Consider the following 15394-nt stretch of genomic DNA (forward strand, 5'->3'; position numbering starts at 1 on the left):
CGAGGGCTTCGCTTTCGGTGCCTTTGGTATTCTTGTCGCGATAGCCGACTCCCGCGGCGAACAGCAGCGCATTGTTTCCGTCTTTGGTGTTCAGTTTCGGATCGGCGCCGTTTTCCAGAAGAAGCCGCATCATCGCCGCGTCGCCCGAGCGGGCGGCGCGCATGAACGGCGTCGAGCCCTCGGTCAATGTGATATCGCCGGTATCCATGCCGCTGCGTCCGGGCAGATTTTTGGTCAGGGCTGTATTGGGCCGCGCGCCGCGCGCGAGGAGCGCTTTCGCAAGATCCATGCTTGGCAACGGATCGTCGCTTTTTCGTTCCGGTAAAGCGGACCAATCTTCGTTCCGGATGTCGATGACGGCATACAGCGGCGCCCGGCCGTACACGTCGACGGTGTTCGGATCGGCGCCGCGATCGAGGAAAAATTTCGCGAAGCTGTACTGTTTGTTCATGATCGCGACCACCATGGCGCTGGTGTTATCGATGTCGCCGTAGTTGATGTCGACTCCGGCATCGAGCATCACTTTCGCGGATTCGATGTCGCCTTCCCGTGCGGAGAATGAAAGAGCGGTGAACCCGCCGCGGGCGATCGGAGATATGGAAGAAGCGGCGCTCAACCGCGGCGCCTTCGTTTCGCGATCGATCGACCGGGCTTTCCAGTCGGCTCCACGAGCGAGCAGCAATTTTACGACTTGGGGATGGCGTTCCGCGGATGCCCACATCAACGCGGTTTGTCCTTTGTAGGTTTCTCTGGCATTCACATTGGCGCCCCGATCAATCAGGACTTTGACGGCATCGACGTTGCCGGCGCGCGAAGCCGTCATGAGCACGGTTTCACCGGCTTCGCCGGTAACCGTGTCCGGGTTCGCACCCGCTTTCAACAGGACCTCGATCATGGCGCCGCTTCCGGAGACGACGGCCTCGGATAAGGGTGATGCGCCATAGCGGTTAACGGCTTTGGCGTTGGCGCCGGCGCGCAGCAGCAGGTTGACGGCTTCGAGATCGTTGAAATGGGCTGCCCAATGCAGGGCCGTTGTGCCGTCCGGTTGCGCGGCGTTCACGTCCGCGTGCTCTTTGAGGAGCGCGCGCAATGCCGGCATATCGCCGCTCGCCGCCACATCGGCGGCGGTCAAACCTGCGCTGTAGCAGGGCAGAGAACACAAAAGGCACAAGAGGCCGAAGAATCGCTTCACGATTACACCCCCGATAAAAAGCCCGTGCTGTCGCCGACGCTTTCCTGTGGAATTCCCGCTTTGTCCAATATCGTCATCAGAAGATTCGCCATCGGCGTATTTTCCGGATATTTAATATGCCGTCCGCCTTTGAGCCTTCCCGCGGCACCGCCTGCAATCAGTACCGGCAGCGGTCCATGGTTATGAACATTGCTGTTACTCATCGCGCTCCCATAAAGAAGGAGCGAATGATCGAGCAGGTTGCCGTCGCCGTCGGGAGTGGCCTTGAGTTTTTCGAGTACGTACGAGAACAACTCGACGTGGTAGGCATTGATTCTGGTCAACGCCGCCAGCCGCTCCGGATTGTTCTGGTGATGCGATGCCGGATGGAAGCTTTCGGAAATGCCCAGCCGCGGAAACGTGCGGTAGCTGACCTCGCGGGCCATCATGAATGTCGAGATGCGCGTGATGTCGGCCTGAAATGCCACCGTCATCAGGTCGAACATCAATTTCGTGTGTTCATAATGATCGTCGGGAACGCCGCTGGGAGAGACGGGCAGGCTGAGGTTCGAGTTCGTGTTCTGCTTTTCGGAGAGCTGGATGCGTCGCTCGATCTCGCGCACCGTGTCGAGGTATTCCGCCACGCGATTGCGGTCCGTCGGACCGAGATTGCCCTGCAGCTTTCGGATCTGCCCGGTGACGGCATCGAGGATGCTGCGTTGGGTCTCGATGCGCTGCAATCTTTCGGCGGGGGTGGCGCCGTCGCCGAACATCCGGTCGAACACGACGCGCGGATTGATTTCCATCGGCATCGGTGTCGTCGGCGTACTCCACGAAATCGTGTTCATGTAGGTGCAGCTGAATCCGACGTCGCAGGAGCCGACGAGGCCGCTGTAGTCCTCGATCGCCAGTTCAAGTGAAGGCAGCAGCGTGTCCTGGCCAATCTTCTTTGCTGCGATCTGGTCGATGGTGACGCCGGCGCGGATATCCGCGCCATCCGTCCGTTTCGGGTGCACGCCGTTGAGGAAGACGGCCGGACAGCGCGTGTGATCGCCGCCGTTGTCGCCGGGACCTTGAGGGCCGGCCATCGCGTGGGCGAGATTCGTCAGCACGACCACCTGGTCCTTGTATGGTTCCAGCGGTGTCAATATCGGCGAGAGCTGGAGCGCGCCTTCTTCTTTAGGAGTCCAGTTGTTCATGACGCCGCCGTGCGGCATGAAGCAAAGCCCGAGCCGAATTCGGGGATTCGCGGCGGTTCGCGCGAGGGGCGTCTGTGCCGGAAGCATGGATTCCAGGAACGGCAGCGACATCGTCACTCCCGCGCCTCTTATAAAGGTCCGGCGGGACAAGTGCTTTTTCGTAATGAAGCTCAATTGGCCTCCTGTTTTGCCTGCGCTTCACGCAACTGAAACGGAGCGCTTTTCACAATTCCCATCACGATGGACGAGAACCGGTAATTCGTGTTCCGGCTGTCGTGCACGATTTTGCGCACGGCCGGCATGTTGTAGTATTCGACGCCTCGCCCGAGGGCATAGGTCAGCATCTTTTCCGTCATCACCCCGACGAAAACTTCCGGCTGCCTGACCAGCGCCTTGCGCAGCGCATTGACGCCGTCCAGCGGCGTGCCGTCGAAGAGCGTGCCGGCCGGATCGATCTTCGCTCCGTCGTCCGCGGTTCTCCAGTGCCCGACAGCGTCAAAATTTTCAAGCGAAAAACCGATCGGGTCCATGACCCGATGACAACCCGCGCACACGGGATCTTTCCGGTGCAGTTCCATGCGCTCGCGCAGCGTCTTCGGCTGTCCGGCGCCGGCATCCTGGAGCGGCGGAACGTTTGGCGGTGGCGGAGAAGGAGGGACACCCAGAAGGTTGGTTAAAATCCATTTCCCTCTTTCGACCGGTGATGTGCGATTCGGATAAGAGGTGACTGTGAGGATGCTCGCCTGGCCGAGAAGACCTCGCCGCGCCTCGTCGGCTACCGTGATGCGGCGGAACCGGTCGCCGTAAATGTCCGGGATTCCATAGTGCCGCGCCAGCCGTTCGTTGACGAACGTGTAATCGGCATTCAAGAGATCGATGACGCTGCGGTCTTCTCGCATGATGCTGTCGAAGAACAGCCGGGTTTCTTCTTTCATCGCGCTACGCAGGTTGTCGTCGAAATCCGGAAAGGTTTCAAGATCCGGCGCGGAGTTCTTGAGGTTGCGCAGGAACAGCCACTGCTCGGCAAAGTTTGAGATCAAGGCGCTCGATCGCTTGTCGGCCAGCATCCGTTTGACCTGCTGCTCGAGGATGGCCGGATCTTTCAATTTCCCCTGCGCGGCGGCGGTCAACAGCGTGTCGTCCGGGATGCTGCTCCAGAGGAAGAACGACAGGCGCGAAGCCAGCGCGAAGTCGTCCACCCGATATACCGCGTTCGATGCGAGAATCGGAGGATCCTGCTCGAAGCGGATGAGGAATTCCGGGCTGGCCAGAATGAACTGGAGCGCCGATTCGATTCCATTGTCGAAGGTTCCGTTGCCTTCGCGGCCGTGCTTGTAGAAGTTCAGCAGCGTTTGCATCGTCGCATTATCGACGGGCTTGCGATAGGCGAGCCGCGCGAGCGACGAAAGAATCTTTGTGGCGCAGCTCAATTCGTCTTTCGGAGCGGCCGGCTTGCAGATGAATATCTTCTTTCGCGAAGGCGTATCGCCGGGACCGGTTGCACTGAACGGTCCTTCAACGGTCAGGCGGTCGACCGATGGGTCGCCCATGATGTCGAGTCCGTCAACCGTCGTTCGCATGAACGGCTTGATCAGATCGTCTCGGACCGCGTGGCTCTTCAGTACGGTGGTTGCGGAGAGCGTATGGATGCCTGCCTTCACCGGAATGCGCACGGTGAGCCGGCGGTCGAGATCCGCTCCGAACGTGCCGGGGTTGGCGGCCATCGAGCGGAAATCTTCCGTGCCGCCCGCGGTGACGAGGCGCAGGCGAACGTCGTCCATTGCGATTTCGATGTCATGCGGGTCTTCCATTCCCCGCATCAGGTCGAACGTATTCCTCCAGAGCCGAAGCTTGATGACATACTCGCCGTCCAGAGGGAAAGTGTGGCGCGCCAGAATCCCGCCGCGAGTGCCCAGCGGCAGTCCGTCGAGATGCTGATCCTGCGAAAGGTCGGGCCGCACACGATACGTTGCCGTGCTGGACGCAATGGCGAGATCACCGACGGCCATCCGGCTGATATTCCAGGAAGCGGACAGATAGCGTTCCATCAATGATGGCGAGACTTTCAGGACGTCGGCAATGTTGTCGAACCCGCTGCTTTCGTCGTCCGGAGGAAGATATGCCGACGGATCGATGTCGAGGCCAAGGAGATCGCGAATCGCGTTCGCGTACTCGGTGCGATTCAAGCGATGCATCGTCGCGCGTCCGGGTCTTGGCCGGGCGGCGGCAGATTCATCGAGGGATGTTTCGAGATACGAAGCGAAGCCATCGAGCGCCGGTTGTTCAGGCCGCTTCATTCCGGATGGAGGCATCATCCCGGCCCGAACTTTGCGGATCACTTTCTCCCAGGTTTCGGCCGACTTCGGAACGTTGGTGAGATCGGCGTGCTCGAGTGACAAGCCGGCCGTGCGCGCCTTGTCGTTATGGCAGGTGACGCAGTAGGTGTTGATCAGGCTGGATTGCGCCGCAGCGTTCTGTCCCGCGGACGCCTGCACAGCCCCCGCCGTGGTTAGAGCCGTCGCCATAAAAGCGGCGGCTGCACCGGCCATCATCGCTCGAACGACCAATTCATACCTCCCTCAAAGGAATTGAATTTACCCGCAGTATAACTGAACAAAGGAGATTAGCCACAAAAGGCACATAAGGGTCCTTTTTGTGCCTTTTGTGGCTAATCTCCTTTGTTCAGGACTGGTTTCTCAGTTGAAGTAGCGCGTCGCGAACTCCAGGAACACCGGCCAGTTCGGACCCGGCGTATGTCCGGATGAATGCTGGCGGAACCCGATATCTCCCGTCACGACTGCGGTTTCGATCTGCGGAAACTCGGTTGTCCCGAGGTCCTTCTTTCCCAGCAGCCGGTACACCGGCCCCGCGCCGACGCCGGCGAGAAACGTGCCTTTAGGATCGACCCACGCATCGTTGATGCTTTCCGCCTGCTGCCCGATGGGTCCGCGGCTCGCCTGGAAGCGCGGGTCGCCGGTGGCCATCAGCTTCACCGTCCCGTCCGGATTCAAATCCGGTCCCTTGCCGGTGCTCAGGAATACGGGCCGAGGCGCGACCAAGGCAACAAGTTCGTGAGAGTCCACCGGAAGGGTGTCCCAGCGTCCGGCATATTTCAGGTAGTTGCCGGCCATCCAGTGATACTCGTTGGTTGCGGCAATATTTTCGATCGCTTCGCCGTACTTGCGGCGATGGAGTTTTGCGCCGCTCTGGCCTGAAGAGCTGATGAAGCCGGTGAGGAAGCGCTCGTCATAGGCGAGCGCCACCAGCGCCGCCTTGCCGTCGCGCGAATGGCCTTGCACAGCGACTTTCTTCGCATCGACCGCTTTGTCCGTTTCGAAATAGTCGAGCACTTTGCTCATGCCCCAGCCCCAGGCGGAAAGGACGCCCCAATCGTCGAGACTGCGCGGCTGTCCTTTATTAAACAGGCCGATGATGCCGCACGTCAGTCCCTGGCCGTTGTCGGCCTGAATGCTGGCAGTCGACACGCTGGCATAGCCCCATCCACGCTTCGCGATCTGTTCCTGCGCCGACGGCGGCGCATTCGGATTCGCGGGCGGAGCGCCGCGGCCGGCAAGTGCTGCCGGAGGCGGCCCGCCCGCGCCTCGTCCTTGCGGAGCGGCGCCGGGGAGGGTGCAGAGCGTCGTTGTTGGAACTCCTTCGGGCGCGCGGCCACCGCCTCCGAACATCAGGACAACCGGAACCGGTTTCGCCGCGTTCTTCGGCGTGCTGAGCGTGGCTAGGATCGTGACGTTCAACTCGGGATAACCGGCGTTATCGACTCGGCCGATGAGTTGTTTCGTGATCACCGGAATACTGCCGGCCTTATCTTCGGTCGTACTTGCCACAGTCCAAGTTACTTTCGGAATGTTTTTCGGCCTCCGGCCGTAGACCTCGCGATCGAACAATTCGACAATCTCCGCGCGGCGTTTGCGCCACTGCGCCGGCGTCTTCACCTTGGAGCCGTCGTTGAAGGTCAGCGGGTCCGGCAAGTTCGGATATGGATTCGCGGTGCTTTCATCATATGTCGATGCGAGGTAAGCGCCCGGCCCGCTCGGGAACAGCGTGATCTTCAATTGATCCATGACACGCTGCCGGTCCTGCTGGCTGCTCATCACGACATGCGTGGGAAAGGAGTGCGCGGCCAGCATCGCCGCTGCGATCAGGCCCAGCAATGGAATCGTTTTCAGCCACCCTCGTTGAGTCATATGGCGGCAGTATAAGTCGAGACCGTCTCTGATTGCGAGTTTGCTGGAGTGTTTACGGGATGCCCAGAATCTTGTGGGTTTGGAGACTGAGCCGCCACCGGGGGTGCGCCAGGCAGTAGTTCATGGCGAGCCTGGTATTTTCCGCGCGCAAGGGGCCGTCCATCGGCTGCAGGAAGAACCACCGGAAGTCGAGACCTTCGAATAGCTCCGGCACCGCGCCGGATTGCGGAAAGACGAGCTTCAGTTCGTCACCGGACTGGAGCACCAGGCCGGCGCCGGCTTTCGGGCTGACGCAGATCCAATCGATTCCGTCCGGAGCCCGCATCGTGCCGTTGGTCTCGATGGCGATTTCGAATCTCTGCTTGTGCAGTTCGTCCACCAGGGGCTGGTCCAGTTGAAGCAGCGGCTCGCCGCCCGTGCAGACGACGAGCGGGCGCGCTTGCGGTGTGATTGCGGCGGGCCACGCCGATGCAATCTTTCCGGCGAGAGCCGCAGCCGAAGAAAATGTGCCACCACCGACGCCATCCGTTCCGACGAAATCTGTATCGCAGAATTGGCAGGTCGCTTTCGCGCGATCCTGCTCGTGTCCCGACCACAGATTGCAGCCGGCAAAGCGGCAAAAGACGGCGGGGCGCCCGGCATTGGCGCCTTCGCCCTGTAATGTGTAGAAAATCTCTTTGATCGAGTACAACTTTAGAACCGGTAGTGCATACCGGATTGCATGATTATATCTATGAAAACCGCAGCCACGCGTTTTGGATTTACTGTAGTTATCCGGGCGAATAGAATGCGGAGGCGGCAATTTAATGTCGTGCAATCTTTTGAAAGGAATCTGATGAGAAAAATTTCGATTTTATCGGTGGTGCTGGCATTGGCGTGCGGCGTCGCAATGGGCCAACGAGGCCGCGGAAGAGGTGCCCCGCCACCGCCACCGCCGGCCCCGATGATGGATCTCGCAAATAAGGTCGTCGATGCCGTCAACAAGCAGGACACCATGGCGCTTCAAAAGCTCGTTACTGCCGATGCCGTCTATCTCGATGAAGACGGACATCAGCCGCCGGTTTCCGCCTGGATCATGAGGCTGACCACCGGCACGCCGGCCAAGAAGATGGAAGTCACTGGTATCCGCGGCCAGATGTGGGACGACGGCGGCTGGTTTTCCTTCAACTACACGCTGAGCGAAAACTTCAAGGAAAAGCCCGTAATGATCAAAGGTACGGCGAGCTTTGTCGTCAAAAAGAACGGGCCGGACTGGCAGATCACGATGGTTCACGGGGCTCTGGAACAGCATATTGCCGGAATGACGCAATAGCAGCATTGCCGAATTGCGATTGCCGGGAGGAATAGATGAGAAGGCCGGTGCCGCTGCCGGTTCTTGCGCATCTGGTGTATTCGAGTCTATTTCTTCCGAAATCGCTCTCCACCGCCGCGCACTCCGCCTGCTCGTTAACGAATCCCAACGTTTACGAATCTAATCATTCCGCTGGATTTGATCGCTGGAAGGGACCTCCGCTGTCCAGGATGCGGATGGACTATAATCCGCATGGCGAAAGCCTCGATGAGTCCGATCTTTCTGGATAAAGCATCATATTGGGTCAATCTCGCCTACATCGGTTCGGTTTCTCTGACACTGGTTGTTTCCGTTCTTGCTGTTTTCATTTCGCAGCAACGCGCCGCCGTGCGGGACGCCGAACTTAAGAAGGTCCAGGCGGACTCTGCCCAGCAGGTTGCGCTGGCGAATGAACGCACGGCTTCGGCGGCCCAACACACCGCGGAAGCCAATGTGGTTGTCGCCCAGGCAGAGTCGCGCACCGCGGCCGCCACTCGGGCGCAGGAAGAGTTGCGTAAGCAGAACCTGGTTCTCTCCGTTCAACTGGAACAGGAAAGAAAGCTTCGCGCCGAAGCGGAGGAACGAGCCGCTCGCGAAGCCGCGGCAAGGACGGCGCGTACGTCGGCCCCGCGGAAACTGACTGCCAATCAAATGCAGGTCATCGCTTCCACCCTGCGTCCCTTCGCTGGAAAACACGTCACGATTGTGGAGTTGGTGGATCCCGAAGCCGGTCCCCTCGCTCAACAACTCACCGCCGCACTGTCGCAAGCGCAATGGTCTCCTGTCGTCAGCCGCTTCGGCGCCCTGACGCCTCCGCAATTCGGCATCGTCTGCACCCACAGCGGCACCGACAAGGCGGCGATCGCCCTGGTCGAAACCCTCCGCTCGTTCAACCTCACCGTTTACGAGCGCAAAGCCGAAGGCAACTCCACGCTGGAACTGCTCGTCGGCCTGAACGGTCCTGCCAATTCCGCCCAGTAAGCTTCCTGACACGGGATTGCCCGGACGGCTTCAGAATGCTCCACGTTTCGTTTCGCATGCAAGACGGCTACAATTTCAAGCGGTACCGTGGAGCGATAGACGATCATGAATTCATAGGGAAATGCGCGATAGAAGAGAACGGGGGCTTTGGTCAAATCTTCACGCCGATGTCCCAGGCGTGGACTAGCTGCAAGGCGCTCGGTTAGTTCGCCGAGGGCCGCTCCACATGATCGATGACGATAACCTCCACGGGAACTTTGGCAGATTCCAGTTTCAGTCCGAGTTGTTCGGTAACGGCGGTGAAGATGGAAGGACGATCGGATACATCCGGATTTGGGATGTTCATGGGGGCCTCGGTCCATTCCAGATGGAGATCGTAGGCTCCGGTCAATCCGGTCTTGTCGATGACCGCCCTGCGCACGGTTCGGGCAATGTTTCCGGCCAGCGTTGCCATGCTCACGCCCGTGCCATCGATGGCACGGTTCGTTCCCGCTTGCGTTAAATGAGGAAATCCGCAAAAAACGGTGCCGGGCGCCCCTGGGGCAGGAGGAGGTGGGGCAGGCGCAGCCAGGGAATAAGTGGTGCAGCTGCCGTCTTTCGTCAGCTGCAGTTTTGCATTGGTGTTGGACCGAGTCAGTTCGTACACGGGAAGCTGCTGGGTCTCGCGATGAAATGCCAGCTTGAATCGCTCGACCAGAAGCGACTGAAGCATCGGTCCTTCCATCTGTTGAACCGTGGCATTGCCCTCCGCCTTGGCCTGAACATCGAAGCGATCCGAACCGATCCAGGATGGGCCTCCGGCGACTTGATAGTCGCCGACGCCGTAAGCCAGAACGATCAGCGTCCGCGGAGCGAAGTTCTCCATCAGCAGCCGGCCCGGAACCGCTTGAATCAACGCCCGATCGGAAGCGCTCGCGCTCGGTTTGACGGATGCGACCTCAAACGCAGCCGTCCCGGGCGTAGTCGCCTGGCCGAGCAGACTGCAGCAAAAAGCCAAACAGATGAACGCCAGTCGTTTCACAATTTCCTCCAAAGGCGTTTATAGACACCGCAATATGTCTTTTGTTCCGTCATACAATCTGGCGGTTGATTCTATGCGCTAGTGTGGAGGCGCGATTAAGCTGCTGGTTAGACTCAAAAGGATCGACAGATCTGAGCTCTTGATTGGCCTCAACCAAGTTGGCATAATCCGCTTAAATTTCTTATCATTTACCTGTGCTCGGGAACCATAAATGGAAATTCCGCTGAATTTGCTTGAGGCCACATGAAGAGTCATATCTTGCGAGTTCTGTTGTTGTCGCCCGTCTTCTCCCTCCTGGCGATGGCCCAGTCCCTCGAAGGAGTCTGGCAAGGGAACGTCACGATGCCGAATGCAGCTGAAAGTCGCGCTGCGATCCGAGTCACGCGCGCCGATGGCTCTCTCGCGGGTGTCATGTTTCTGTTGGATATCAACCTACAACTGCCTGTCGCCAATATCTCGCTGCAAGGCGCCACCGCGAAGATGTCTATCGCAGGCATGACGTATGAAGGCACGCTGAGCGCTGACGGCAACTCCCTGGCCGGCAAGCTGACGATGGGAGGCAATACCATGCCTATGCCATTAAAGCGCGCTACACCGGAGACGGCCTGGGAGCTGCCGAAGCCGCCCGCGATCCTCGCGAAAGATGTGCCGCTCGAATTCGTGGTCGCCACCATCAAACCCGCTCCCGTCACCAACATCCCTTCCGGAACTTATGGCATCGGGCCTGGTAGCTACCAGGCCCACGGAGCCTCGCTGATCTACCTGCTGACCTTTGGCTACAACATGCACCCCAAACAATTCGCCGGTCTTCCCGCATGGGCAACCTCCGATCGCTACGAAGTCAATGCAAAGCTCCCTGAAGGAGGCAGGCCTACCGATGCCCAATTGCGCATCATGGTTCAGAACCTGGTGAAGGACCGCTTCGGGATCACCTTGCATATCGAAAAACGCGAACTCTCGGCCTACACGATTAATGTTGGCAAGGGCGGTCTGGCGGGCATCAAGATGACGAGGAGCGAATCTCAGGCGAGCAATGGCGCCGGCACCTTCGCGGGTTCCGTTCCCGGCACCGGCCTCATGACCATGAACAACGCCACCATGACCGATATGGCCAGTCTAATGCAACGCGTCATGCTCGACCGTCCGGTGGTCGACCAAAGCGGACTCACTGGGCGCTACAACGTCGCTCTCAAATGGGCTCCGGACGAAACGCAGTTCACCCAAATGAACCTCATGCTCGCCCCGCCTCCGGGAGCCGATCCTCTACCCGACCTCGTGACCGCCTTCCAGGAGCAACTCGGCATGAAACTGGAATCAACAAAAGCGCCTGTCGATGTCATCGTCATCGATAAAGTTTCGCGCCCGTCGGAGAACTGACTATTGGTAAAAGCGTGGCCCCCAGGCATTGATGACGAATAGACGACTGCTGTTACTGAGCAACGGTTCGGAGCTGATAGGCCAGAAGCCCAGTGAGTTTGCGCGTGGCGCGCTGACAGACTTTCTTGGCGCGGCGGTGAAGCGCGTGCTCTTTGTGCCTTTCGCGACGGTGATGTATTCGGAGGACGAGTATCTTGCGAGCGTTCGCCGGCATTTCGGCCCGCTGGGCTATGACGTCGAGTCGCTCCACACCGCCGCCGACGCGTCCGCGGCGGTCGAACGGGCGGACGCAATAGCGGTTGGCGGCGGTAACACTTTCCACCTCCTTCGCGGCCTCTACCGCGCCGGTGTGGTCAAACTCATTCGCGAACGTTCCCATGGCGGTATGCCATACGTCGGCTGGAGTGCGGGCTCGAATATTGCCTGTCCAACGATCCGAACGACCAACGACATGCCGATCGTCGAACCGCCAACCTTGGACGCTCTCGGCCTCGTTCCATTCCAGATAAACCCTCATTACACGGACGCTAAAATTGAGGGTCACATGGGAGAGACCCGGGACGAGCGGCTCATGGAGTTCACGCACGCGAATCCCGGCGTCCCCGTCCTAGGCATACGCGAAGGCACGATGCTGCGAATCGATGGTTCGGAACTGAGGCTTTTAGGCGGCAAACCTGCCCGGCTCTTCGTTAAAGGGGAACTACCACGCGACATCGCGCCCGACGAGTCTTTCAGCTTTCTCTTACACTAAAACGAACGGCGGATGGACAGACGGCTTTCTGATTTTTCGGCGATCGATTACTCTTCCAGTTTTTGTTGAACGCTTCGGACCTTTTCGTCCATCGTCTGCTGGCGGTCGATTCGTGTACCGAATCGCAAGGTCGATGAAACTCTTGGAGTCCCCATGGCGTGCACCACCTCATGGCATCGCTTGATGGCTGCGAACACGTCATCCCACTCCCCTTCGATATTCGTGCCATAGGCGTGTAATCGAGTTTTCAGCCCGGTTTCCGCAAGCACACGTTCACAAGCAGCGATTTCTTTGGAAACCGAGACGCCGATCCCGATCGGAATAAGGCAAAATCTGCAATGACCTTCATGTCGACCAGTCTATTGCAAACCCGGCCGACTTCAGCGCGATGAACAAGAAAGAGCTGACGGAAGCCGATATCCGCACGGCCCGATTTTTGTCTGCCGGCCTAATCTCGAGTTAACGGCGTCCGATCGTGAACTTCAAGCCGCCAAAGACGGTGAAAGGGGCGCCGGGGGAGACGAAGGTCGTATTGCGGACAGGGATGTCTCCGCTGGGGTAGGCGGTAAACTCGCGGGCGATAAAAGCGCCGCTGTCGCTATAGGGTGAGGTAGCGAGCTGGCCGGTGGTGTAATACTTCCGGTTGAGCAGGTTATCCATCTGCGCAAAGAGCTCGAGGTGCGGGCTGAATGTGTAACGGGTGCCGAGGTTGACCACGCCATAGGATGGGACCTTGCCGATGCCGAGGTAGTACTGGCCGTCCGCCTGGTACTGGTTATTTTCGTTGCCCTTGACGTATGAGCTTCCAAGCGCCTGGATGTCGGCGCTGATGCCGAGCTTATTCAATGGATGGCAGTCTCCATAGAGCTTGAGCATGTGCTGCGGCACCTGCGGGATCTGGTTGCCGGGAGAAATGGTGATATTGCCGCCATCGGTCACCCCCTTTTCGCCGGCGTGTGCATTGGTGTTGCTGCTGTTGCTGCCGGAGCCGATGATCTGCGTACTCTGGTAGGTCGCCTGGAGGAAAGTGTAATCGACGCCCGCGTCCAGCTTGCGCAGACGCGCAAGAACCGAAGCTTCAACACCCTGGCGGCGGGTCTGGCCGAAGTTCTGGAAGTAGCCGAAGCCGGTCTGCTGCGATGCGACGAAGAGAAGGTCGTCGTTGTTAATAGTGTGGAAGTAGCCTGCGGACCAGCTGTAGCGGCCGTCAGGATTGCCACGGACGCCGAACTCGTAGGTGCGGCTGACAACCTGCTTAAGCGGCGGATCGCTGACGAGCGCGTTGGGCAGCGAGCAGGGGAAGTTGAGATCGGCGCAACCGAGTTCAGTGGAGGTCGGGGCACGGCTCGATTCGCCGTAATCAAAGTAGGCGTTCAGCAACGAGCCGGCCTTGTAGACAACGCCGGCGGTTGGATTGAAGCGCTGGAAGACGTTGTCGGCCGTCAACCCGGGCCGGCCGGATGTCGCCGGAGGCAGCCGGTCTGTGTTGTTGACGCCGGTGTGGTTGTAACGGCCGCCGGCGTTGAAGGCCCAGTTGCCTGTGCTGTAGGTATCGGTGACGTAGACACTGGGGGTGGTCGTGACGCCGTGAAGGTTGACGCGGTTGTCATCCAGTGTTCCATCGTCGTCGCGCTCGCTGCCATCCTCGAAGGAAGGAACACGGGTGATGCTGATGCCGTCGCTGTTCAGGTAGCCCCACTGCGAGTTCTGAACGTAGGTCAGGCTGCCACGGTCAAGACCTGCACCCAGGGTCAGCTTGTTCTGCGCGGTGTTCCAGGAGATCGCCGCAGTTACCCCATAAGCATGTTGGCGGTTGACCGTGTCGGTATCGACGCCCGTGCACTTTTCCGCAGGCTCACCAGCGCCTCCCGAGTTGAGCTCGAGGCTCGCGGCGATGCAGCGCAGATAAGGAAATGGCGTGTTGGCTGCCGTGATGGCTGTGCCTGGAAACGGAATGCCGGCATTGCTGAGAGCCGTTTTATCGGCTGCGCTCAAGGTATAGAGTGACTGCGTAAAGCTGTCGTCATTGACGTCGCCGTTGGCTGTGTTGGTGCGTGTATAGCGGACGTAGGCGTTGGCGTTGATTGCGAGGCCATGGCTGAGCGCCTGGGCCGCGTTGATCGTCAGGAACGGCTGGTGCTGATCGGTGGCGTCGGGAATGGAATAGACGCTGCTATAGCCGTGATTGAGGCCAACGTTTCTGCTGATGGCGCGGAGGTCCTGTGTGCCGTTTCCGATAAGGCTGTTGATGGCGTAGCCGCCCGAGACCGACACGATGGTATTGCTTTTGGCGTAGCCGAATTTGGCGAAGCTTTGCCTGACGTCGGAGGGCGACTGCACGCGCCAGCCGTCATCGTGAAAGAGGGTACCGGCTGCGAACCAGTTCCATGCACCATGACTGCCGCCGTACTGGCCTTCGACGGCGCGCCGGCCGAATTGGCCGCCGTAGCTGCTGATGGAGAGGCCGCTGTCGGTGAGGCCGCTCTTGGTCTGAACCGTGATTGCGCCGCCGAGGGTGTTCAGTCCATAAACCGGATCAGACCCGGGGATGAGTTCCATGGTGTTGATAGCAATTTTGGGGATGAGATCCCATTGGACGACGTCGCCAAAGGGTTGGTTCTGGCGGACGCCGTCCATGTATACCGACAGGCCCGCAGGTGCGCCCACGAGCGGGGACGCAGTGAAGCCGCGATAGTTGATGTCGGGCTGGAACGGGTTGTTCTGATTCTCGTTGACGTAGACGCCGTTGAGGCGGCGTTTTATGGCGTCGCTGAGATCGATGGCGTTGGTGTCGACGACGGTCTGGGCGGAGAGCGCCTGCACCGGCACGGGGACATCGGACAACGGCACATCCAGTGTGCCGATCGGTGTGGATGCGATTACATTTACGCTTGTCGATATCCCGCTCACCAGCAATGTCACATCGCGAGTGAGAGGAGTCGAAGATTGCACCTGGAAGCTGATGGTCTGCGAGGCGAAGCCGGATTGGGCGATGGCCAGCTGGTAGTTGCCAAAAGCGAGATCGGGAATGGTCAACAATCCGTCGGCGGCGCTTTCGACGGGGCGGCCGCTGCCGGCGGCTGGACCGGACAGCGTGCCATGGGCTTGCACCGAACGCCCTGAGGAGTCCATGACGTGCACCCGGATCTCACCTGTCCTGGCGGCAGTACCGGAGTTCTGGGCGAAGCCGGAATTGGTTGCGAAACCTGCAATGCAAAGCGCTATAACGAGGATGATGGCCTTCCGGACTGAACAGAAACAGTGCAGCATGCTGCCTTTCTTCTAGCGAAAAAGCGAATTTTGACCGGGCAGATACCTGCCACTCTCCTGATATATTCCTCCCAGGGTGATTTTGTTCA

13 protein-coding genes are annotated in these 15394 nt (G+C 59.4%); 5 read left to right on the forward strand and 8 right to left on the reverse strand.

The features are described from left to right. The 5 genes from VGK48_16735 to queE form a co-directional block, all read right to left on the reverse strand. A partial coding sequence (locus VGK48_16735) for an ankyrin repeat domain-containing protein (GenBank protein ID HEY2382823.1) occupies positions 1–1192 on the reverse strand: 1192 nt, incomplete at its 3' end. Between the two features lie 2 nt (positions 1193–1194). After that, the gene (locus VGK48_16740; protein HEY2382824.1) at positions 1195–2544 is read right to left on the reverse strand and encodes a DUF1552 domain-containing protein; all 1350 of its coding nucleotides are present in this window, start codon (positions 2542–2544) and stop codon (positions 1195–1197) included. Continuing rightward, positions 2541–4937, reverse strand: a complete 2397-nt coding sequence (locus VGK48_16745; protein ID HEY2382825.1) for a DUF1592 domain-containing protein — start codon at positions 4935–4937, stop codon at positions 2541–2543. Before VGK48_16745 ends, VGK48_16740 begins: the two co-directional genes overlap by 4 nt. 129 nt (positions 4938–5066) lie before the next feature. Next, entirely contained in the window at positions 5067–6575 is a 1509-nt protein-coding gene (locus tag VGK48_16750; protein ID HEY2382826.1) for an acetylxylan esterase, read from the reverse strand. Between the two features lie 52 nt (positions 6576–6627). Further along, on the reverse strand, positions 6628–7266 hold the full coding sequence (queE, locus tag VGK48_16755; GenBank protein ID HEY2382827.1) for a 7-carboxy-7-deazaguanine synthase: 639 nt from the start codon (positions 7264–7266) through the stop codon (positions 6628–6630). A gap of 144 nt (positions 7267–7410) precedes the next feature. On the opposite strand from queE, the gene VGK48_16760 reads away from it, so the two are divergent. From VGK48_16760 to VGK48_16770, 3 genes are read left to right on the forward strand one after another with little or no spacing between them, the layout of a single operon-like run. After that, the gene (locus VGK48_16760; protein HEY2382828.1) at positions 7411–7887 is read left to right on the forward strand and encodes a hypothetical protein; all 477 of its coding nucleotides are present in this window, start codon (positions 7411–7413) and stop codon (positions 7885–7887) included. A 35-nt stretch (positions 7888–7922) separates the two neighbouring features. Then, the gene (locus tag VGK48_16765; GenBank protein HEY2382829.1) at positions 7923–8156 is read left to right on the forward strand and encodes a hypothetical protein; all 234 of its coding nucleotides are present in this window, start codon (positions 7923–7925) and stop codon (positions 8154–8156) included. Next, positions 8134–8886: a hypothetical protein gene (locus VGK48_16770; GenBank protein HEY2382830.1), complete on the forward strand. Its 753-nt coding sequence runs from the start codon at positions 8134–8136 to the stop codon at positions 8884–8886. The genes VGK48_16765 and VGK48_16770 overlap by 23 nt, the downstream gene beginning before the upstream one ends. A gap of 202 nt (positions 8887–9088) precedes the next feature. Here the strand turns inward: VGK48_16770 and VGK48_16775 are convergent, their stop codons facing one another. Beyond that, on the reverse strand, positions 9089–9907 hold the full coding sequence (locus VGK48_16775) for a TIGR03435 family protein (GenBank protein HEY2382831.1): 819 nt from the start codon (positions 9905–9907) through the stop codon (positions 9089–9091). Positions 9908–10150: 243 nt separating this feature from the next. Between VGK48_16775 and VGK48_16780 the strand changes: the two genes are divergently transcribed. Next, entirely contained in the window at positions 10151–11284 is a 1134-nt protein-coding gene (locus tag VGK48_16780; protein ID HEY2382832.1) for a TIGR03435 family protein, read from the forward strand. A gap of 31 nt (positions 11285–11315) precedes the next feature. After that, positions 11316–12035, forward strand: coding sequence for a dipeptidase PepE (gene pepE / locus VGK48_16785; protein ID HEY2382833.1), 720 nt, complete (start codon positions 11316–11318; stop codon positions 12033–12035). Positions 12036–12082: 47 nt separating this feature from the next. On the opposite strand, the gene VGK48_16790 is transcribed toward pepE, so the two are convergent. Both VGK48_16790 and VGK48_16795 read right to left on the reverse strand, forming a co-directional pair. Continuing rightward, entirely contained in the window at positions 12083–12358 is a 276-nt protein-coding gene (locus VGK48_16790) for an MTH1187 family thiamine-binding protein (protein HEY2382834.1), read from the reverse strand. A gap of 136 nt (positions 12359–12494) precedes the next feature. Then, positions 12495–15305, reverse strand: a complete 2811-nt coding sequence (locus tag VGK48_16795; protein ID HEY2382835.1) for a TonB-dependent receptor — start codon at positions 15303–15305, stop codon at positions 12495–12497. Between the last annotated feature and the right edge of the window lie 89 nt (positions 15306–15394).

The organism is Terriglobia bacterium, assembly GCA_036496425.1.
Lineage (GTDB): Bacteria > Acidobacteriota > Terriglobia > 20CM-2-55-15 > 20CM-2-55-15 > 20CM-2-55-15.